We start from the raw sequence: 20575 nt of genomic DNA on the forward strand, positions 1-20575 counted from the left end.
GCTTATTATCCTAACGCCACAAGGGTCTAAGCCTCGCCTAACCAAGTGGTTTCCGGTCTATGGCCTCCATCTGCCAGTTAGCTCAAACGTTGGCGACAACCTAAGAGAGAGCAGCGAACGAAATGACATTGCCGATTACAGACTTGATCGTGGCCGCAGTGAGTAAAATGGTCGATGACTCACAATCGGGCACATACAGGGAGCCAAGTCATTCTGATTTGGATTTCTACATTGGGCGCGCAGGACTTTCGAACGTTGATCCGAAAGTGCAAGGTCAATCTGTTGGGAAAGCAAAGCGCTTGCGCGCCGTTCTTTCCTGGGCACTCGATAATGACCAAGCTGCCGGCAGTAAGCTGGTAGAGGGTTTGATTTCCAAGATTAGAGCGTCCGGAGGTTTCAGGGAAACGTCCGATAACTACATTGGAAAGGAAGTCATTTTGCGGGCTGTAGACGCCTTCAATTCAGAGGGCTACGTACTCGCAATGGATGGAGACCTACGATCTACGAACTTGGAATCATTGAGCGGCCGGAGCCTCACAGAGGCACTGAGCGCGTATGCCAGACGTGCAAAGAAAGGTGCGGAGGACGCAGCGCTGCTCTCCGGCACGAGCAAAGATTTACTAGAAGCTACTGCAGCCCACGTAATAACTGTAAAGTTCGGCGCATACCCGCAGCAAGCCAATTTTCCTGCTTTGCTAGGTCAAGCCTTCGTTGCTCTCGGCTTGGCAACACCCGAGGACCCACCATTATCTACGGAGGCCCCGTGCCGCATGATGGAGCGTGGCATGTATCAAGTTGCTGTTGGCGTAAATCGCCTTCGGAATAAAGAAGGTACTGGTCACGGTCGGCCTTGGTCCACAGGTATTACAAAAGCGGAGGCAGAAGCGGCCGTAGAACTGGCCGGCGTAATCTCTGGATACATGCTGGATAAGTTGATTGTACGATAATAACGCCGGCCATTCTAACCAGCTTTTTTCCTGCATTCCAAAGTGGCAAGACACACCAAAAGTAAGTCTCCGCTTTAAGTCGGTCTTGATGAAAACAGTAGTTTGCCTATCTGGCCAGCAGCGAAATAACTCTGCCGGCCAGCGGGAGATTACGCAGCACGCTTGAACAGTTTCGGCGGATAGGACCAACTGTGTTACTCGCTCAACGCAACAGACCACACCCCAGAAATCATCTTCTGCGCAACATTAATTGGATGTTGAATCTAAGCGATCTGCATCATCACCTCGTCGGCGACTTTTGTTTGATCATGTGTCCGTCGATTTATCGTAAACTGATGACCCCCATTAATCCTAGATTAACTATGATTTCCCCCACTAAAATAAACGCCCCCTTCTATGGCAGCGGAACAGGATCGTTTCTCACGCGTTTTTAGTTTTATTCTTTACAATGAGACGAAGTTGTTTCCGGTTAAAATCAAACGGAGGGATACCGGCGTTGTCGCTTACCGCATTTCACGAGGAGGAACTGCCGGAAACACACAGGAAGCAGGTGAAGAAGCGGATGAAGCGATATGCGGTTCGTTGCGCTTCGCTCGACGGAAAGACCAACGGCCTATAAAAACCAGGCCACAGGTCTGTACGCGAGGTGCGTCAAAAGGAAGCCTAACATTCAAAATGTTCACTTTTTTCAACGGTAGTTTACACATCTCTGGATTCCCCCCTCAAGCTCAGTGACTGTATCACCTCTAGTTTTTCGGTTATCTTCGATAGTCCGCTTTCGGCGGGAGCCCCTAATCAGATGCCCACATCTGGCCGATTACTGCCTTTCGCGAAAAAGCAAATGATCAAATGTTGCCTGTCTAGGAGTCTTTCAGGCCAAGGATAATTCCATCAGCAACGTTGACTGTCGCTGTGCGCAGACCTTGTGCAGATAACTAATGGCGAGTCAGCGCGAAACCTATATAAGAGCTTTAAAAAACTCACCTATATAGGATGCATTATCAGGCATGGACTTTGTCTACTGCCACACTATAATAATCATACATTTTTAAACGAATTTCGTCCGCTTGTATTTTTAAGCCATCATACTTTTCTGCAGAGTCAGAATTCCGAATATTCTTAAGCAATAGCTTGTGGAGATCTCTGCGATTCTCCCAATAGCTTTTTAGCAAACTGACAAGATTGCGATCATTTATCAAAGAAGAAATTTGCAAGGCAGAACTTGCAAGATTGCACATTTCCATTGTAGTTTCTAGCGTATAGGGCAGCCCCTGACTAACTATTGCGTCTTGATCTTCACGCTCTAGACTAATCTGGAGAATTAGCTTGTTTGCCAACTCGGCTGACAATTGAATCTTATCGGAAATTTCAACCAGCTTATTTCGCTTAAATACTATTAACTCACTTTTTCTTTCATGCTCATTTGTTTTTGATGCTGAATAATAAACTGTGATTCCGCTTATTATTGCTCCCAAGCCTACCTTTACCGCGGTATCGATTATTTCAAGGGTGGTTGTCATGATATATCCTTTCTTGTTCAAAATAAACAGACACTGACTAGCGCAACAATGCTTTAACAGGTTTCACAGATACTCTTCATAGCCCCTTATTGCCTGAATTGAATACCGTGACAGTGGATTGAGCCACTGAGCAGGGCGTCACGTCACGAATATAGAATTAATTCATTCGGACTACTTTCAGACTGATATTACAGCACTACTTATTGCCCACAGAGCAGTGCATAGCTCTTCAATTGAGTTCGAGATAGAAACAATTTCTGAAAACTCGCTGAAAGTTAGCACCGCATAAGGCAACCACACTGCCTCGGGATTGAATTTTTGAATAGCATTTAGATTTTTTATGGTCCTTCCGGATGTATATTCTTTTTTATCTTTAGATGATTTATAGAAGTGAACAACGAGAAATAGCGTCTTTTCCCTCACACCATCAAATAAACCATTGACTAACGCATATTGCCCAGCTATCAGCTTGGCGTAATTCCCAGAGTCCACCTCAATCAGAATCGCACTGCCATCTGGTAGAAATATTGTATCATCCACCGAGATATAAACTTTGTCATCATGCCCATCAATAAATGATGCATAAGAACGCTTTCCACTTAAAGCTTTTTCACCGAACCTCTCTAATACGAGGCGGCGTAGCTTTTTCTCATTATCGCCAGCTGGCACGACTTATCTCCGACATGAACTTAATTATTAGTCACCAAGTTACCAAAAGCGAAAGGTTAGCGACCTAAAGAGTCAAAGCGAATTAACCATGCTTTTTTTTGCAACCAACTCCATGTTATCAATCTAAAAATAGCGCATTATAATCCCGCGCTTTTTTAACCAAGTCTATACGACCAAACTTAGAACTTGTAATTACAGGGTACAAAGAATAAATTAAATTAATGAATTCATCATACCCTTTATCTTCAGTAAGCCCTATTACAAAATCGACGCAGGTCTCATCCAACACACTCAAGTCGTAATAGCACCGCGCATCTCCACTAAGCCCTACCAAACTCTTGCTTTTCCCATTTTCACTTTGGACATTGACAACATAAAAATCTGCATCACTCTTCGCCAAATCAATAACATCATCAACGTACGGCCCATAATGATCAATATACCATTCAACACCTGATATTCCAGCACCACTCTCTAGGCAAGACTTCCAATCGCATAAGAAAACGGTCTTCGTCAACCTCGAATTAGACATATCATTCGGGTGAGGATACTTAGCCAGTATGCAAAGCATCAATTCTTTTAGTGCGCTTTTCGATTTCATATTTCATGTCCCTTTAGCATGGAAATTTTCGGCCTTAACCCCTCCGCAAACTCCATAAGAAATGAAAGCTTCGTCAAATAACCATATTTTTCCAGCTTGGTACATATCGCGGCGCTAAGACCTTCTTCGCCAAGAGCCTCCAACACCAAAACACCAATATTTTTAGTTTTTCTTGTATCTTTTATTGGCATCGCTATATAACAACGCGACCTCATACGAAGCCCGCGAGCCTTCTCCAATGATATCCCCATATATTGGGTATGATACTTACAGTATGCATCATTTGACTCTTTCGGATCAGGCAACTTAAGATGAGTTGCATTTACTCTCGGCTTACAAGCAATTGCAATAAGCCCTACTTTGTCGTACAAATAGTCCCGCTTTTCTTTATAATCATCATCTTCACAATACCGGGCGAAACAACTGAACTTTCCTTTCACACCTTCATCTCTGAAAACAGTAGCCCTAACGACCCCATCCAAACCCAACGCTAAAAACCATTGCTTCAACTCTATTTCAAAAAGATAATCAACATCAACTCTAGGGACTGCATCAACTTCCGCCGACTTACGCTTTAGCGCACCACTTAAACCGGACACCTTCCTTCGATAGTAGGAAAATGCCATATAGTTGAGAACCCCCGCCAATCCAGGAAGCAAACTAACAATCCAAAATGATGAATTAAAATTACTTTCAGACAAAAATTCGCGCATTCTTGCGCGTAAAAAATCGGTAGGCATACTCGAAATAAGACCTGCCGCTTTCGTAGCATCTAAATCAAGTAGTTTACTTCCACCCGAAGCGATAACACTGAAGGCCACAGAAATCATCAATAAGGTACTAAGCAAAAAATCTTTTTTTCTTACATATAAGCTCACAATGACATTCTTTACCGAACCCAAAAAACTGCTGAGTGTTCCCCAGAACCTCCTAATCAAAAACCATATTGCACTGACACCAAGAAAAATAGAGAAAAACACCGCAAGCAAATTTGTTGACACCAACGGAAGATCCATTTAACTCACTTACCATCTAAAATACTTTCAATAAAATGAATAAAAACGATAATTATTCGGCGTTTTTCTTGGCCAATTAACACTACTCCGACCATGATTCCAAAATAACATCATGCGATTGAAAACTGAAGCTTCGTAACAGGTGCTAGGGCACTTTTCTCATCGTGGATGAGTAGAAGGTCGAAACTTTCGAAGGTTGCAGGTGACGAGTCTTCACGATAACCTCCCCACCCGTCGCTGCCAATTCAGCGACCGGGTGTGGTAACCCGAGTTATTCAAGGCGCAACAGCGCCCCAATCACGTCATCAGGCGCTTTTTTTATGCCTGCGGCGTGAGTTATGGCGGCTGTGCGTGGGACGCCCTCGGGCGTGCCGGTTTCCTTGATACCCGGTTTACCACCCTGCGCACAGCTGTCACCCATTCGTGTGGTAACGAACGTGGCAGCTCCTCATATCAAGGAGTTGGATAATGCGCAGTATCAATCCGTTTGAAATTTGGCTTTTCCCTCTACGCAACTCCCAATCGCGTAACCCCCTCCCCCATTGCCTCTCCATCCTCGGAGGTGGCCAATGACTGAACAGCCTGAACTTAAAACCATCGGTCTGACTCCGGCCATCTACTGCGCGGATCAAGCGCTGTTTCATGTCACTCGCGGGGTTCCTCTCGGCGATGCGTTAGCCATGGCCTCCGATTTTCTGTTCCTGGCCAAAACACTCACTGAAGATGCCGCTTATGCCAGAGATACTGACCGGCATGCTTGGGCTGCGCATTATCTGACTTCGATGAGTAAGGCGTTGGTGGATGATGCGGTGAAGGTGCTGACTCGGGATCGGACTTGTGCGCCGGTAGCCAAGCGGGCGGGGGCGAAGGCTGAAGGTTAGTGGTTGAGGCCTGTGGGGTGTGGGTGGCTTGCGAGGGTGGTAGCTGATTCAGCATTTATGTTGGCTGGGCTGGCGCTATCGCGAGCAAGCTCGCTCCCACAGGGATTGCGGTGAGCTGACTGGCATTATTTGGCCCGACTGGGTGACTGGGTTGTGATTGCGGTGCATCTTGGCTGAGCTGGCGCTATCGCGAGCAGGCTCGCTCCTACAGGGATTGCGGTGAGCTGGCAGGCATTATTTGACCTGAGTGGGTGAGTGGTTTGTGATTTCGGTACACCTTCAGTATTGATGCTGGTTGGGCTGGCGCTATCGCGAGCAAGCTCGCTCCCACAGGGGGCTTTGTGTGTTTAGCGAGATTTGGGATTAGCTCCGGGGGTTTCGGGGGTTTTTGATTGTTCGATTCGAAGTAGATGCTGGGGAATCGGTTTTTATTTCTCCGGCCTTCGAGTCCTGCCGGTGGGCTTGATCGTCGCCTTCTCCACAGGCAATCCGCTGTGCATAACTCCAGCAACCTCCCCTCTGGCACGGCGCCTCACCCCTCATTCTTCTAGACTCAATACAAGGTCGTAGACAGAACCAAACACGTCGCTCTGGTGCGGCCGAATCAAGGGCCGCGTGGCAATCTGGCTTTTATGCCCCTTTAGAGGTGCGGCGAAGACCGTGCCGGGCGCAACAAGATGCCCGCTCAGGGTGCCCTGGCCGACGGTCTGTAGATGCCACGATACCGTGACGTGGTGTGAATGCCGCAGCCGACACTTTCGGACAACCGACAACCACCTGGTTTGTCCGTGACCGTGAGGATTGCTGAATGCCTGATGAGATGTTGCACCTGCCTGTGGTCAACAGTCTGCTGGAGCGCCACAAGGGTACTCCGGGTGCGCTGTTGCCCATTCTTCATGATATTCAGGAGCGTATCGGTTACATCCCCGATGTCGCCGTCCCCGAGATTGCCCATGCCCTCAACCTGAGCCAGGCCGAGGTTCGTGGGGTGATCAGTTTTTACCATGACTTCCGTACCGCGCCGCCCGCGCGGCATATCTTGCGTCTGTGCCGGGCCGAGTCGTGCCAGAGCCGTGGCGCCGAGCAGCTTGCCGCGCAGTTGCGCGAGCGTCTGCAACTGGACGATCACGGTAGTAGCGCCGATGGCAGCATCAGTTTGCGGCCGGTGTATTGCCTCGGCGCCTGTGCCTGTTCGCCGGCGCTGGAGCTGGATGGCCGGGTGCATGCGCGGCTCAGTGCCGAGCGTCTGGATGCCCTGCTCGATGCTTGCCGGGAGGACGCGTGATGCGGACTCTTTATCTGCCTTGTGATTCCCTTGCCCGTGCCGTGGGTGCCGATGAGGTTTCGGTGGCTCTGATCACTCAGGCCCGGGAACGTAATTTGCCGCTGGAATTGCAGCGCACCAGTTCGCGCGGCCTGTACTGGTTGGAACCGCTGCTGGAAGTAGACAGTCCGCAAGGTCGGATCGGCTTTGGGCCGTTGACGGTGGCCGATGTGCCGTCGGTGCTTGATGCACTGCAAGGCGAGCCGTCCGCTCATCCGTTGGCCTTGGGGCTGGTGGAGGAGTTGCCTTATCTCAAGTCTCAACAACGCCTGCTGTTCGCCCGCGCCGGCATTACCCGGCCGCTGTCGCTGGAGGATTACCAGGCTCACGGCGGTTTCGAGGGTTTGACCCAGGCCATCGCCATTGGCGGCGAGCAGACCGCGACGGCGGTGTTCGATTCGGGCCTGCGTGGCCGTGGCGGTGCGGCGTTCCCGGCCGGGATCAAATGGCGCACGGTGCGCGGCACTCAGGCTGCGCAGAAGTACATCGTATGCAACGCCGACGAAGGCGACTCCGGCACCTTTGCCGACCGCATGTTGATGGAAGGCGACCCCTTCTTGCTGATCGAAGGCATGGCCATTGCCGGCATTACCGTCGGCGCCACTTACGGCTACATCTATGTGCGCTCGGAATACCCGGATGCCGTGGCCACGCTGCGTGCAGCGTTGAACATCGCCCGAGATGCCGGTTACCTGGGCGCCGATGTTGGCGGCAGTGGCCTGGCTTTCGATATGGAAGTGCGGGTCGGGGCCGGTGCTTATATCTGCGGTGAAGAAACCGCGCTGCTGGACTCCCTCGAAGGCAAGCGCGGGATCGTCCGCGCCAAGCCGCCGATTCCTGCGTTGCAGGGCTTGTTCGGCCTGCCGACGCTGGTGCACAACGTGCTGACCCTGGCCTCGGTGCCGCTGATTCTGGCCAAGGGTGCGCAGTTCTATCGCGACTACGGCATGGGCCGCTCCCTGGGCACTATGCCGTTTCAACTGGCGGGCAATATTCGTCACGGCGGGCTGGTGGAACGGGCTTTTGGCCTGACCTTGCGGGAGCTGGTGGAAGACTACGGCGGCGGTACCGCCAGTGGTCGGCCGCTGAAAGCCGCACAGGTGGGTGGCCCGCTTGGCGCCTGGGTGCCGCCTTCGCAATTCGACACGCCGCTGGATTACGAAGCCTTTATGGCCATCGGCGCGATGCTCGGTCACGGTGGTGTGGTGGTGGCTGACGACACCCTGGACATGGCCCGCATGGCGCGTTTCGCCATGCAGTTCTGCGCCGAGGAATCCTGTGGCAAATGCACGCCTTGCCGTATCGGCTCGACCCGGGGCGTGGAAGTGATCGACCGTCTGTTGGCCGCGCCTGACCAGAGCAGTCGCGATGAGCAGGTGATCATCCTCAAGGATCTGTGCGACACCCTGCAATACGGTTCGCTGTGCGCGTTGGGCGGCATGACGTCTTATCCCGTGGCCAGCGCCCTCAAGCACTTCCCCGCCGACTTCGGTCTGCAAGCCTCGGAGGCCGAACAATGATCACTCTCTTCGATCCGAAAACCGATATCGACCTGGGTACACCGGCCCGCGACAGCCAGGTGCAAGTCACCCTGAACATCGATGGCCGCAGCATCAGCGTGCCCGAAGGCACCTCGGTGATGCGCGCCGCCGCGCTGCTGGGCACCACCATTCCCAAACTCTGTGCCACCGACAGCCTGGAAGCCTTCGGCTCCTGCCGCATGTGTCTGGTGGAGATCGACGGCATGCGCGGTTATCCGGCGTCCTGCACCACGCCGGTCAGCGAAGGCATGAGCGTGCACACCCAGACGCCAAAGCTTGCGACCCTGCGGCGCAACGTCATGGAGTTGTACATTTCCGATCACCCGCTGGACTGCCTGACCTGCTCGGCCAACGGCAACTGCGAGCTGCAAACCGTGGCCGGCCAGGTTGGCCTGCGGGAAGTGCGTTATGGCTATGAGGGCGAGAACCATCTGGAGGACGTGAAAGACACCTCCAACCCCTATTTCGACTACGACCCGAGCAAGTGCATCGTCTGCAACCGCTGCGTGCGTGCCTGTGAAGAAACACAGGGTACTTTCGCCCTGACCATTACCGGGCGCGGTTTTGAATCCCGGGTGGCCGCTGCCGGTGGGGATAACTTCCTCGACTCGGAATGCGTGTCCTGCGGTGCCTGTGTGCAGGCCTGCCCTACCGCGACGCTGATGGAAAAAAGCGTGGTGGAATTGGGTCAACCGGAACGCAGCGTGATCACCACTTGTGCCTATTGCGGCGTGGGCTGCTCGTTCCGCGCCGAGATGAAAGGCGACCAACTGGTGCGCATGGTTCCGGACAAGAACGGCCAGGCCAACCACGGCCACTCCTGCGTCAAAGGGCGCTTTGCCTGGGGCTATGCGACCCACCCGGATCGCATCACCAAGCCGATGATCCGCAAGCACATCAACGATCCGTGGCAGGAAGTCAGCTGGGATGAAGCGGTGACTTACGCCGCCAGCGAGTTCCGTCGGTTGCAGCAAAAATATGGCCGCGACTCCATCGGTGGCATCACCTCCAGCCGTTGCACCAACGAAGAAACCTACCTGGTGCAAAAACTGGTGCGCGCCGCCTTCGGCAACAACAACGTCGACACCTGTGCGCGGGTCTGCCACTCGCCCACCGGCTATGGCTTGAAGCAAACGTTGGGCGAGTCCGCCGGCACCCAGAGTTTCGACTCGGTGATGCAGGCCGACGTGATCCTGGTGATGGGCGCCAACCCCAGCGATGCCCACCCGGTGTTCGCTTCCCAACTCAAACGCCGCCTGCGTGAAGGGGCGCGGCTGATCGTCATCGACCCACGACGCATTGATCTGGTGGATACGGTGCATGCCCGCGCCGAGTATCACCTGGCCCTGCGCCCCGGTACCAACGTCGCCATGCTCAACGCCTTGGCTCATGTGATTGTCACTGAAGGACTGCTCAACCAGGCCTTTATCGACGCCCGTTGCGAGGGCAGCGATTTCGCGATCTGGAGTGAGTTCGTCAGCCGTGCGGAAAACTCGCCGGAAGCCCTTGGCCCGGTCTGCGGTGTTGCCGCTGCCGATATCCGTGCCGCTGCGCGTCTGTATGCCACCGGCGGCAACGCGGCGATTTACTACGGCCTGGGCGTCACCGAACACAGTCAGGGCAGTACTTCGGTGATGGGCATCGCCAACCTCGCCATGGCCACCGGCAACATCGGTCGCGAAGGCGTGGGCGTGAACCCGCTGCGCGGGCAGAACAACGTTCAGGGCTCCTGTGACATGGGCTCTTTCCCCCATGAGTTGCCCGGTTACCGGCACATCTCCAATGAGGTGGTGCGGGCGCAGTTCGAACAGGCCTGGAACGTCACCCTGCAACCCGACCCGGGCCTGCGCATCCCCAACATGTTCGAGGCAGCCTTGGGCGGCAGCTTCAAAGGCCTGTATTGCCAGGGCGAAGACATCGCCCAGAGCGACCCCAATACCCAGCACGTCACCGCGGCTCTGTCGGCCATGGAATGCATAGTGGTGCAGGACATTTTCCTCAACGAAACCGCCAAGTTCGCCCATGTGTTCTTGCCGGGCTGCTCGTTCCTGGAAAAAGACGGCACCTTCACCAACGCCGAGCGACGCATCTCCCGGGTGCGCAAGGTCATGGACCCGCTGGGCGGCAAGGCCGACTGGGAAGGCACGGTGGCCCTGGCCAATGCCTTGGGCTACCCGATGAATTACCAGCATCCATCGCAAATCATGGATGAAATCGCCAGCCTGACGCCGACCTTCACCAACGTCAGCTACGCCGAACTTGAGCGCCACGGCAGCCTGCAATGGCCGTGCAACGCCGAGGCACCGGACGGCACGCCGACCATGCACATCGAAGAGTTTGTGCGCGGCAAGGGACGCTTCATGCTCACCGGCTACGTGCCGACCGAAGAAAAGGTCAACAGTCGTTATCCGCTGCTGCTGACCACCGGGCGTATCCTCAGCCAGTACAACGTCGGCGCCCAGACCCGGCGCACCGAAAACGTCGCCTGGCATGACGAAGATCGCCTGGAAATCCACCCAACCGACGCCGAGAGCCGTGGCATCAGCGAAGGTGACTGGGTCGGCATCGGCAGCCGCGCCGGGCAGACCGTGCTGCGGGCGCGGATCACCGAACGGGTCGCGCCGGGCGTGGTGTACACCACCTTCCACTTCCCGGAATCGGGGGCCAACGTGATCACCACCGACAACTCGGACTGGGCTACCAACTGTCCGGAGTACAAGGTCACCGCCGTGGAAGTCAGCCGGGTTTATCATCCTTCTGAGTGGCAAAAGCGCTTCCAGGAATTCAGCGAGGAACAGCAACGTTTGCTCGATGAACGTCGTCAGGCCCGTGGCGCGAAAGCGGAGGTACGCCGATGAGCACGGACAACCTGATCAAGATGGCCAATCAGATCGCCGAGTACTTCGCCAGCCAGCCGGACCAGCAACAGGCGGTGCTCAGCGTGCGCAATCATATGCAGATGTACTGGGCGCCGAGCATGCGCAAGGAGTTGCTGGCCTGGCAGACGGATCACCAGGGGGCGGACTTGCACCCGCTGGTGCAGGCGGCGGTGACTGGGGCGGGTTGGGAGGCTTAGCCTGCTGACTACAAAAAACTGTGGCGAGGGAGCTTGCTCCCGCTGGACTGCGCAGCAGTCCCATTTTAGGGCCGCTTCGCGCCCCAGCGGGAGCAAGTTCCCTCGCCACAGATACAGTGTTCGTCCTTAAGTGAACAGCATTAGGCTCCCACAGGGGGTTGTGTTGTGTGGACAGGCCACAGGCGCTCATTCGCGGCGTATCCTGTTCAAGATTGCCTCCCCTGAGCCCCGGAACCACAATGACCAAAAGCATTCTCTACGCCTTGGGCGCTGCTGCCTTGTTCGGCGCCAGCACGCCCTTGGCCAAGTGGCTAGGCTTGAACGTATCCCCCATCCTCCTCGCCGGCCTGCTCTACCTGGGCAGCGGCGTCGGGCTGACGCTAACCCGCCTGATCCGTGATCGTGGCTGGCAGCCGACAGGCCTGACAGCCCCTGAATGGCCGTGGTTCATCGGGGCCATTGTGTTCGGTGGCGTACTGGGCCCGGTTTCATTGATGTTTGGACTCACCCTCACCTCCGGCACCACCGCATCACTGTTGCTGAACCTGGAAGCCGTGTTGACCGCACTGATGGCGTGGGTGGTCTTCAGGGAGAACGCTGACCGGCGCATTGTTGCGGGGATGGTGGCCATTGTTGCCGGGGGCGTGTTGTTGGCGTGGCCTCGCACTTCGGCAGAGGTTCATGGCTGGTTGGGGCCTGTCGCGGTGGCGGTGGCCTGTTTTTGTTGGGCCATTGATAACAACCTCACACGTAAGGTGTCTGCGTCGGATGCGTTGTTTATTGCTGGCACCAAAGGGCTGGTGGCAGGGGCCGTCAATTGCGCGCTGGGGATCGCGCTGGGTATGCACTTGCCAGAGTGGTCGCTTCTTGGGCCAACCCTGCTGGTGGGCTTTTTGGGGTATGGCGTCAGTCTGGTGCTGTTCGTCCTGGCGTTGCGGGGGCTTGGTACGGCGCGGACCGGGGCGTACTTTTCCACGGCGCCGTTCCTGGGAGCCGCGATAGCGATCCTGTTTTTCGGTGAAGGCGTGACGTGGGTGTTTTGGATCGCTGCCGGCCTGATGGGGCTTGGGGTCTGGATTCATCTGACCGAGAGTCACTCACACGAGCATCAGCACGAACCGCAAATCCACGACCACAAGCATGTCCACGATGAGCATCATCAGCATGAACATGCCTTTGAGTGGGATGGTGTGCAACCCCATAGCCATGTGCACCAACACTCACCGATCGTCCACAGTCACCCGCACTTTCCCGACATCCACCACCGGCACTCGCACTGAGCCCCGGAGGCTGCGGCCATTTAAACCGGCCGTAGCCATCACCGCCCTATTCGACGTCCTTCTGCCGCGACGCCGTCACCGTCACTTCAATCGCCCGGACACTGATCGCCGCGAATGTCGCGGTCATCAGCACGCCGTTGAAACCCAGCAGGATCGCCAGCACTCGCGACACACCCAGCTTGGGCACCAGCTCTCCATAGCCGATGGTCAGGCCCGTCACGAAGGCGAAGTAGATGCCGTCAAAAGGGCTCCAGCCTTCCAGTTGAGCGATGATAAGGCCGAAGGCGATGATCACTAAAAGCAGTATCGAGAAGATCGGCCAGACCACTTTGAAGTAGAACCAGACGGCTTTGTAGAACTCGTGGCGGACGTTTGATGCAAGGGTGAAGTTCATGTCGTGGGCTTCCTGGGATTTGACTGACCGGCAATTGAATACGCGGCGGTTCAATACCCCGTTCAGCTTGGCACAAGCTCTGAAAACTGCGACCGACGGGGCGTTATCTTTGGCCAGGACTATGACAAAGATGACGCCCCGCGAACTATCCAGAAACAGCGCACTGTTGTATTCGTTGTAGGAGCGAGCCTGTTCCTACATCAGCAACAGTGGCAGGCGTATCCCTCAGTTCGCTTCAGTTTCCCGAATCAGCTTCTTGTTGATCTTGCCGACGCTGGTCTTGGGGATTTCGGTCACAAACTTGAACTGCTTGGGGATCGCCCATTTGTTGATGCGCCCGCCGTCGACGAAGGCTTGCAAATGCACCTCCAGAATCTTGCGGTCGAGGTATTGCCCCGGTTCGCAAACGACCATGGCCATCGGGCGTTCGCCCCACTGCTCATCGACGATACCCACCACCGCGACCGACATGACCGCCGGGTGTTCGCTGATCAGGCTCTCCAGTTCCAGTGAGCTGATCCACTCGCCGCCGGTCTTGATCACGTCCTTGATGCGATCCTTGATTTCCACGCCGCCCAGCTTGTCGATCGAGGCCATGTCGCCGGTGTGCAGCCAGCCGTTGTGCCACAGCTGCGCGCCTTGGTCCGGGGCTTTCAGATAACCCTGGGTCAGCCACGGTGCGCGCACCACGATCTCGCCCAGCGACTCGCCGTCATGGGCCACATCGTTGCCGTCGGCGTCGATGATCTTCAGGTCGACCATCGGCACCGGGGTGCCGGTCTTGATGCGGATCGGCAGTTGCGCTTCGGCGCACAGCTGCAGGTCTTCATCGCGCAGGTAGGTCAGGCACAGCAACGGGCAGGTCTCGGACATGCCGTAGCCGGCGTGCACCACCATGCCTTTGGCATGGGCTTCGCTGGCCACGCCCAGGGTCAGCGCGCTGCCGCCCAGGAGCATTTTCCAGCCGTCGAAACGGGTCGCCTTGCCCTCTTCACAGTTGAGGATCATCTGCAAAATGGTCGGCACGCAGTGGGAGAAGGTCACCTTCTCTTCGCGGTACAACTTGACCAGGCTGTTGGGTTCGTAGCGGCCGGGGTAGACCTGCTTGATGCCCATCAGGGTCGCGACATACGGCACGCCCCACGCATGCACGTGGAACATCGGTGTGATCGGCATGTACACGTCGTCGGAGCGCAACAGCGGCTGGCCCTGATAGGCGCCCAGGGTACCGACGGCATTCAGGGTGTGCAGCACCAGTTGGCGATGCGTGAAGTACACGCCCTTCGGGTCGCCGGTGGTGCCGGTGGTGTAGAACAGCGTGGCGACCGAGTTCTCGTCGAAATCGGGGAAGTCGTACTGCTCCGGGGCCAGGGACAACAGGTGCTCGTACTCGCCCAGCACCGGCAGCGAGGTGGTGGTCGCCTCGTCATCGGTGAGCTGCAGGTAACCTTTTACGGTTTCCAGCCGACCGTGGATCTGCTCGACCAGAGGCAGGAAATCATCATGCACCAGCACCAGGTCATCCTCGGCGTGGTTCATGGTGAACAGCACCTGCTCCGGCGACAGGCGAATATTCACGGTGTGCAGCACCGCGCCGATCATCGGCACGGCGAAGAAGCATTCCAGGTAGCGGTGGCTGTCCCAGTCGAGCAGGGCCACGGTGTCACCGGCCTTGACCCCGGCCGCCGTCAGCGCATTGGCCAGTCGGCGGATACGCTTGTTGAGGGTCTCGTAGCTGTAGCGCAGCTTGTCGGCGTAGACGATTTCCCGGCCCGGCTGGTAGCGCACGCCGGACAGCAGCAATTGCTTGATCAGCAAGGGATAGGCATAGGCGCCGTCGGCGGGCGGGATTATTTTTGTCGCCATCATGTTTAAGGTTCCTTGTCCTTTCGATCAGAACTGATCGGCTTGCAGCTCGTAGAGGCAGTCGCTGCCGGCCTTGGCCGATGCGCTCAACGAATGGATACGCGGCAGCAACCGGGCGAAGTAGAAACGCGCGGTGGCCAGTTTGCTGGTGTAGAAATCGTCCTCGGCATCGCCGCTCATGACGGCCTTGGCCATGCGCGCCCACATGTAGGCGTACGCGGTGTAGCCAAACACGTGCAGGTACTCGACCGAGGCTGCGCCGATTTCGTTCGGGTTGTTTTGTGCCCGGTCCAGCAGCCACGCGGTCAGGTCGTCGAGGGTGTCGACGGCAGCGTTCAGCGGCTGGGTGAACTCGCCGAGATTAGCGCCAGCGCTGGCGGTGAAGTTGCGGATTTCCGAAGCGAACAAGCGGTACAGCGCCCCGCCGCTGCCGACGATCTTGCGTCCGGCCAGGTCCAGCGACTGGATGCCGTTGGTGCCTTCGTAGATCTGGGTGATGCGCACATCGCGCACCAGTTGCTCCTGACCCCATTCACGGATGTAGCCGTGGCCGCCGAAGACCTGTTGGCCATGGAGGGTGGTTTCCAGGCCCATGTCGGTGAGGAAAGCCTTGGCCACCGGGGTCAGCAGCGACACCAGATCCTGTGCGCGCTGGCGTGTCGGGGCGTCTTCGCTGTATTTGGCGATATCCAGTTGCAGGGCCACGTAGCTGGAGAACGCACGACCGCCTTCGTTCAAGGCTTTCATGGTCAGCAGCATGCGGCGCACGTCCGGGTGCACGATAATCGGGTCGGCCGCTTTGTCCTTGTGCTGCGCGCCGGTCGGTGCGCGGCTTTGCAGGCGGTCACGGGCGTAGGCGACGGCGTTCTGGTAAGAACGCTCACCCTGCGCCAGGCCCTGGATGCCCACGCCCAGGCGCTCGTAGTTCATCATGGTGAACATGGCCGCCAGGCCTTTGTTCGGTGCGTCGACGATCCAGCCGGTGGCGCCGTCGAAGTTCATCACGCAGGTGGCGGAGGCCTTGATGCCCATCTTGTGTTCGATGGAGCCGCAGGACAGCGCGTTGTTTTCACCCAGCGAGCCGTCGGCGTTGACCAGCACTTTCGGCACCAGGAACAGCGAGATGCCTTTGGGCCCGGCCGGTGCATCGGGCAGACGCGCCAGCACCAGATGGATAATGTTCTCGGTCAGGTCGTGCTCGCCGCCGGTGATGAAAATCTTGCTGCCGCTGACCTTGTAGCTGCCGTCGGCCTGGGGTTCGGCCTTGGTGCGGATCAGGCCCAGGTCGGTACCGGAATGGGCTTCGGTCAGGCACATCGAACCAGTCCAGGTGCCGGCGTACATGTTCGGCAAGTAAGCCGCTTTCAGTTCTTCACTGGCGTGGGCCTTGATCGACAGGCAGGCGCCGGCGGTCAGCATCGGGTACAGGCCGAACGATAGGCTGGCCGAGTTGACCATCTCTTCGACCTGCGCCGAAATCGCCTTGGGCATGCCCATGCCGCCGTACTGCGGATCACCGCCGACACCCACCCATCCGCCTTCGGCGAAGGCTTGATAGGCCTGGGCAAAACCGTCCGGGGCGGTGACCGCGCCGTCGTTCCAGGTGCAGCCCTGTTCGTCGCTGGCGCGGTTCAGTGGCGCGATCACTTCGCCGCTGATCTTGCCGGCCTCTTCGAGGATGGCGGCGGCGGTCTCTTCATCGATCACGTCGGCCAGGCCGGGCAATTGTGCCCACAGCCGGGACACCTGGAAAACCTCGTTGAGTACGAAGCGCATGTCGCGCAGGGGAGCTTTGTAATCAGACATCTTGGCTTACTCGGAAGTGGTCACGGCATGCGGCATGCCGGGACGTTCAGTGGATTCAGTGGTTTCGGTTGCCGCGACAGAACCGGGCTGAGGGGCCCGTTCGCGCAGCAGGAAGTACGAAAGCGCAGGAATGAGGATCAGCGCGCCGAGCATGTTCCACAGGAACATGAAGGTCAGCAGGATGCCCATGTCGGCCTGGAACTTGATCGGCGACCAGACCCAGCACACCACGCCCGCGGCGAGGGTGATGCCCACCAGCCCGACCACCCGGCCGGTGAAGGACACGGCGTTGCGGTAGGCCTCGGACAGCGGCAGGCCCTGGCGCTGGAAGTGCAGTTGCACGCTGAGCAAGTACAAGGCGTAGTCGACGCCGATGCCCACGCCGAGGGCGATCACCGGCAAGGTCGCGACTTTCACGCCGATACCCATGGCCACCATCAAGGCTTCGCAGAGGATCGAGGTCAGCACCAGCGGCAACAACGCCACCAGCGTGGCGCGCCAGCTGCGGAAGGTGATCAGGCAGAACAGCGTCACCGCCGCATACACGTACAGCAGCATGGTGCGGTTGGCTTCACGCACCACGATGTTGGTCGCGGCTTCAATACCGGCAGTCCCGGCGGCGAGCAGGAACTGGCGATCTTCGGTGCTGTTTTCCTTGGCGAACTTGTCGGCAATCGCCACCACGGCATCCAGGGTTTCGGCCTTGTGATCCTTGAGGAAGGTGATCACCGGCATCAGCGAGCAGTCGGTGTTAAACAGCTCCGGGGAGTTGACCGAGGCTTGCTGGGCGGCGTAGTTGAGCACGTCCTGGTTGCGCTGGATGCTGTTGAGCTTGGGGTTGCCTTCGTAGGTGCCGGCGGTGATCTGGCGCACCGCGTTGACCAGCGAAGACGTCGCCTGCACGCCCGGATACTGTTGCAGCTCCCAGGCCAGGCGGTCGGCCAGGACCAAAGTCTTGTAGTTCAGGCAGCCTTCCGGCGCCGTCTTGATCATCACCGCGAACAGGTCGCTGGACAGCGCGTAATGCTGGGTGATGTAGGCGTTGTCGCGGTTGTAGCGCGAGTCGGCGCGCAACTCCGGTGCCCCGCTTTCCAGGTCGCCGATCTTCAGGTCCAGGCTGACCACGAAACCGCCAATGCCCATCAACACCGCGACCAGCACGGCACCCGTGGCCCACTTGGCCGTGGTGAAGCGATCGAGCGCGTCCCACAGTCTGCCGAAGCCTTTGTGCTTCTCTGCGCGGTTGTCGATCTTCAACGCGCGCTCGGCGGCTTTCGCGCCAACACCAACGTAGGACAGTGCCACCGGCATCAGCAACAGCGAGGTGAAGATCAGCACCGCGACGCCGATGCTGGCAGTGATCGCCAGATCCTGGATCACTGGAATGTCGATCAGCATCAACACGGCAAAGCCCACGGCATCGGCCAGCAACGCGGTGACACCGGCGATGAACAGACGGCGGAAGGTGTAGCGCGCAGCGATCAGTTTATGGGTGCCACGGGCGATGTCCTGCATGATGCCGTTCATCTTCTGCGCGGCATGGGACACGCCGATGGCGAAGATCAAAAACGGCACCAACACCGAGTACGGATCGATGGCGTAGCCGAGCCAGGCGACGATGCCCAGTTGCCAGACCACCGCGATCAGCGAACAGCCGACCACCAGCAGGGTGCTGCGCACGCAACGGGTGTAGCCGTAGATGATGATCAGCGACGTGACCACGGCCAGGCCGAAGAACATCATCACCTGGATCAGGCCGTCGATCAGGTCGCCCATCAGTTTGGCGAAGCCGATCACCCGCACCTTGTAATGGCCGGTGCCTTCGACGCCGGATTGACGCGCAGCGCTGTCGCCGGCGTATTCGATCTTGTCGCGCAACTGCTCTTCGAGCATCTGCGAGAACGCGTGGTAGTTGATGCGTTGACCACCAGCGGCAGCTTTGTCCATCAGCGGCACGATCAGCATGGTCGACTTGAAGTCGCTGGCCACCAGGCTGCCCACCACACCGGCGCGGGAGATGTTCTGGCGCAACTGTTCGATCTGCTCAGGCTGCCCGGAATAGGTGTCGGGCATCACCGGGCCACCCTGGAAACCGTCCTCGGTGACTTCGGTCCAGCGCACCGCCGGGCTCCACAGCGACTTCATCCACGCACGGTCGACGCCTTCGGTGAGGAACAACTGGTCGTTGACCTGCTTGAGCACGTCGAGGTATTCGGGGTCGAAAATATCGCCCTGGGTGTTCTCGACCACCACCCGCACCGAGTTGCCCAGGCCGCGCAGCGAAGCGCGGTTTTCCAGGAAGTTCTGGATGTAGGGCTGGCTCTGGGGAATCATTTTTTCGAAGCTTGGGCGCAACTCCAGGCGAGTCACGGCCATGAAGCCCAGCACCACGGTGGCGAGCGCCATCAGCAGCATGAACAGCGGGCGGTAGTTAAACACCAACCGCTCGAGGAGGTTGCCGGAGCGGTGGTCGAAATCACGCAGATCGCGAATCACCGGCATGGCGTCTTGTTTGATATTGCCCATGTCTGGGTTCTCGCTCTTAGGGTTCGAGGGCTGGATCGGCGGACAGCGTCCGGGCACCACGGCTGCCGGCCAGCACCAAGGCGCCGGCGGCGGACTGGGTGGCGCCGGCGACCGGGGTCGGTGCCGGTTGCTGCTTCAGACGCAACTGCGCGCCCGTCCCTTGGCTGACCAGCATCTGCCCGCCCTGGGTGAACAAGCGATAATTGCCACGGGCATCGATCAGGCCCGCGGTGATGCTGACGTGCAGGCCTGTGTCCAGTGCGGTCCAGCTCTGGCCGCCATCGGTGCTGCGCAACACGTTGCCGCGCAGGCCGTAGATCAGCACTTCGCCGGGCTTGCCGAGCACACCGAAGAAGCTGCCTTGATAAGGCGTCGGCACGGCATTGAAGCGTTGGGCGCTGTCGTCCCACTTGAGCAACAGGCCCTGCTCGCCAGCGATGTACAGGCTGTCGCCGGTGGAGGCGATGGCGTTGAGGTGGAAACCCTGGGGGTTGTCGGTGCGGTCCTGGAACGGGGTCCAGGTCAGGCCACCGTCGTCGGTGCGCAGGATCAGGTTGAACACGCCGACCACGTAGCCGGTCTTGTCGTTGGCGAACCAGACGCCGAGCAGCGGTTTGTCCGCGCCCTGATCGGCCAGCCTCTGGCCCTCGGCGACCAGCAGCGGCCATTGCTCATTGCCCGGTTCGGCGCTGGCCAGCGCCGTGTAATGCTTGACCAGCAAGGCGCCGATCTGACGCCCGTCGAGTTGCTTTTGCCAGGTCGCGCCGGCGTCGCTGCTGTGCAGCACCACGCCGTCATTGCCCACCGCCCAGCCTTGGGTGGCGGTCGGAAAATTCACCGCAGTGAGGTCGGCACTGGCCGGTACGGCGGCCTGTTGCCAGTGGTTTCCCGAATCATCGGAAAACAGAATATGGCCACGCTGGCCGACGGTAATCACGCGCTCGCCGGCGCGAGTCATACCGGACAACGGGCTGTTGATGGCCAAGGCACTGACCCTGGCGGGCAGGTCCAGCACATCGACGTAATCGGCCGCCTGGGCGATGCCCTGCGACAGGCCGAGCACAACGCCAAACGCTAGCTGCAACATATTATTTTTATACGAACACATACTGCGTCCCTCTTCGGAAA

At 57.7% G+C, this 20575-nt stretch carries 16 protein-coding genes; 7 read left to right on the plus strand and 9 right to left on the minus strand.

Going from position 1 to position 20575, the window contains the following annotated elements; all coding sequences use genetic code 11:
* The first annotated feature begins 122 nt into the window (after positions 1-122).
* Positions 123-947 carry an abortive infection family protein gene (locus ACM6G4_RS14495; protein ID WP_414913954.1) on the plus strand — a complete coding sequence of 275 codons (825 nt, stop codon included), beginning with the start codon at positions 123-125 and terminating at the stop codon, positions 945-947.
* A gap of 1001 nt (positions 948-1948) precedes the next feature.
* Here ACM6G4_RS14495 and ACM6G4_RS14500 read toward each other — a convergent pair.
* From ACM6G4_RS14500 to ACM6G4_RS14515, 4 genes are all read right to left on the minus strand, one after another.
* The gene (locus ACM6G4_RS14500; protein ID WP_414913955.1) at positions 1949-2467 is read right to left on the minus strand and encodes a hypothetical protein; all 519 of its coding nucleotides are present in this window, start codon (positions 2465-2467) and stop codon (positions 1949-1951) included.
* Between the two features lie 177 nt (positions 2468-2644).
* A complete protein-coding gene (locus ACM6G4_RS14505; RefSeq protein ID WP_414913956.1) occupies positions 2645-3136 on the minus strand; it encodes a hypothetical protein in 492 nt (163 codons plus the stop codon).
* A gap of 118 nt (positions 3137-3254) precedes the next feature.
* Positions 3255-3737, minus strand: coding sequence for a Panacea domain-containing protein (locus tag ACM6G4_RS14510; RefSeq protein WP_414913957.1), 483 nt, complete (start codon positions 3735-3737; stop codon positions 3255-3257).
* Positions 3734-4753, minus strand: a complete 1020-nt coding sequence (locus ACM6G4_RS14515) for a hypothetical protein (protein ID WP_414913958.1) — start codon at positions 4751-4753, stop codon at positions 3734-3736. Before ACM6G4_RS14515 ends, ACM6G4_RS14510 begins: the two co-directional genes overlap by 4 nt.
* Positions 4754-5322: 569 nt before the next feature.
* Between ACM6G4_RS14515 and ACM6G4_RS14520 the strand changes: the two genes are divergently transcribed.
* The 6 genes from ACM6G4_RS14520 to ACM6G4_RS14545 all read left to right on the plus strand — a co-directional run bounded on the left by ACM6G4_RS14520 (position 5323) and on the right by ACM6G4_RS14545 (position 12855).
* The gene (locus tag ACM6G4_RS14520) at positions 5323-5634 is read left to right on the plus strand and encodes a DUF3077 domain-containing protein (RefSeq protein ID WP_414913959.1); all 312 of its coding nucleotides are present in this window, start codon (positions 5323-5325) and stop codon (positions 5632-5634) included.
* Positions 5635-6442: 808 nt separating this feature from the next.
* The gene (locus ACM6G4_RS14525) at positions 6443-6919 is read left to right on the plus strand and encodes a formate dehydrogenase subunit gamma (RefSeq protein ID WP_046040265.1); all 477 of its coding nucleotides are present in this window, start codon (positions 6443-6445) and stop codon (positions 6917-6919) included.
* Positions 6919-8478: a formate dehydrogenase beta subunit gene (locus ACM6G4_RS14530; protein WP_414913960.1), complete on the plus strand. Its 1560-nt coding sequence runs from the start codon at positions 6919-6921 to the stop codon at positions 8476-8478. The genes ACM6G4_RS14525 and ACM6G4_RS14530 overlap by 1 nt, the downstream gene beginning before the upstream one ends.
* A complete protein-coding gene (fdhF, locus tag ACM6G4_RS14535; protein WP_414913961.1) occupies positions 8475-11357 on the plus strand; it encodes a formate dehydrogenase subunit alpha in 2883 nt (960 codons plus the stop codon). The genes ACM6G4_RS14530 and fdhF overlap by 4 nt, the downstream gene beginning before the upstream one ends.
* On the plus strand, positions 11354-11575 hold the full coding sequence (locus ACM6G4_RS14540) for a formate dehydrogenase subunit delta (RefSeq protein ID WP_056728575.1): 222 nt from the start codon (positions 11354-11356) through the stop codon (positions 11573-11575). The genes fdhF and ACM6G4_RS14540 overlap by 4 nt, the downstream gene beginning before the upstream one ends.
* A gap of 239 nt (positions 11576-11814) precedes the next feature.
* Positions 11815-12855: a DMT family transporter gene (locus ACM6G4_RS14545; RefSeq protein WP_056728573.1), complete on the plus strand. Its 1041-nt coding sequence runs from the start codon at positions 11815-11817 to the stop codon at positions 12853-12855.
* A gap of 46 nt (positions 12856-12901) precedes the next feature.
* Here ACM6G4_RS14545 and ACM6G4_RS14550 read toward each other — a convergent pair whose 3' ends face one another.
* The 5 genes from ACM6G4_RS14550 to ACM6G4_RS14570 all read right to left on the minus strand — a co-directional run bounded on the left by ACM6G4_RS14550 (position 12902) and on the right by ACM6G4_RS14570 (position 20555).
* Positions 12902-13249, minus strand: a complete 348-nt coding sequence (locus ACM6G4_RS14550; protein ID WP_414913962.1) for a potassium channel family protein — start codon at positions 13247-13249, stop codon at positions 12902-12904.
* Positions 13250-13474: 225 nt separating this feature from the next.
* Positions 13475-15118: a fatty acid--CoA ligase gene (locus ACM6G4_RS14555; RefSeq protein ID WP_414913963.1), complete on the minus strand. Its 1644-nt coding sequence runs from the start codon at positions 15116-15118 to the stop codon at positions 13475-13477.
* A 24-nt stretch (positions 15119-15142) separates the two neighbouring features.
* Positions 15143-16921, minus strand: coding sequence for an acyl-CoA dehydrogenase C-terminal domain-containing protein (locus ACM6G4_RS14560; RefSeq protein ID WP_414913964.1), 1779 nt, complete (start codon positions 16919-16921; stop codon positions 15143-15145).
* Between the two features lie 6 nt (positions 16922-16927).
* The gene (locus ACM6G4_RS14565) at positions 16928-19447 is read right to left on the minus strand and encodes an efflux RND transporter permease subunit (protein ID WP_414913965.1); all 2520 of its coding nucleotides are present in this window, start codon (positions 19445-19447) and stop codon (positions 16928-16930) included.
* Between the two features lie 16 nt (positions 19448-19463).
* A complete protein-coding gene (locus ACM6G4_RS14570; RefSeq protein WP_409078273.1) occupies positions 19464-20555 on the minus strand; it encodes a WD40/YVTN/BNR-like repeat-containing protein in 1092 nt (363 codons plus the stop codon).
* Positions 20556-20575: the final 20 nt, after the last annotated feature.

The sequence above is a fragment of the Pseudomonas sp. IT-P258 genome (genome assembly GCF_949767825.1).
GTDB lineage: Bacteria > Pseudomonadota > Gammaproteobacteria > Pseudomonadales > Pseudomonadaceae > Aquipseudomonas > Aquipseudomonas monachiensis.

Excerpts from the sequence above, each read along its gene's own strand:
- ACM6G4_RS14530 (WP_414913960.1), top strand. The coding sequence starts at position 6,919 with ATGCGGACTCTTTATCTGCCTTGTGATTCCCTTGCCCGTGCCGTGGGT.
- ACM6G4_RS14550 (WP_414913962.1), bottom strand. The coding sequence starts at position 13,249 with ATGAACTTCACCCTTGCATCAAACGTCCGCCACGAGTTCTACAAAGCC.
- ACM6G4_RS14545 (WP_056728573.1), top strand. The coding sequence starts at position 11,815 with ATGACCAAAAGCATTCTCTACGCCTTGGGCGCTGCTGCCTTGTTCGGC.
- ACM6G4_RS14520 (WP_414913959.1), top strand. The coding sequence starts at position 5,323 with ATGACTGAACAGCCTGAACTTAAAACCATCGGTCTGACTCCGGCCATC.
- ACM6G4_RS14510 (WP_414913957.1), bottom strand. The coding sequence starts at position 3,737 with ATGAAATCGAAAAGCGCACTAAAAGAATTGATGCTTTGCATACTGGCT.
- ACM6G4_RS14560 (WP_414913964.1), bottom strand. The coding sequence starts at position 16,921 with ATGTCTGATTACAAAGCTCCCCTGCGCGACATGCGCTTCGTACTCAAC.
- ACM6G4_RS14555 (WP_414913963.1), bottom strand. The coding sequence starts at position 15,118 with ATGATGGCGACAAAAATAATCCCGCCCGCCGACGGCGCCTATGCCTAT.
- ACM6G4_RS14525 (WP_046040265.1), top strand. The coding sequence starts at position 6,443 with ATGCCTGATGAGATGTTGCACCTGCCTGTGGTCAACAGTCTGCTGGAG.
- ACM6G4_RS14540 (WP_056728575.1), top strand. The coding sequence starts at position 11,354 with ATGAGCACGGACAACCTGATCAAGATGGCCAATCAGATCGCCGAGTAC.
- ACM6G4_RS14565 (WP_414913965.1), bottom strand. The coding sequence starts at position 19,447 with ATGGGCAATATCAAACAAGACGCCATGCCGGTGATTCGCGATCTGCGT.
- ACM6G4_RS14495 (WP_414913954.1), top strand. The coding sequence starts at position 123 with ATGACATTGCCGATTACAGACTTGATCGTGGCCGCAGTGAGTAAAATG.
- fdhF (WP_414913961.1), top strand. The coding sequence starts at position 8,475 with ATGATCACTCTCTTCGATCCGAAAACCGATATCGACCTGGGTACACCG.
- ACM6G4_RS14570 (WP_409078273.1), bottom strand. The coding sequence starts at position 20,555 with ATGTGTTCGTATAAAAATAATATGTTGCAGCTAGCGTTTGGCGTTGTG.
- ACM6G4_RS14515 (WP_414913958.1), bottom strand. The coding sequence starts at position 4,753 with ATGGATCTTCCGTTGGTGTCAACAAATTTGCTTGCGGTGTTTTTCTCT.
- ACM6G4_RS14500 (WP_414913955.1), bottom strand. The coding sequence starts at position 2,467 with ATGACAACCACCCTTGAAATAATCGATACCGCGGTAAAGGTAGGCTTG.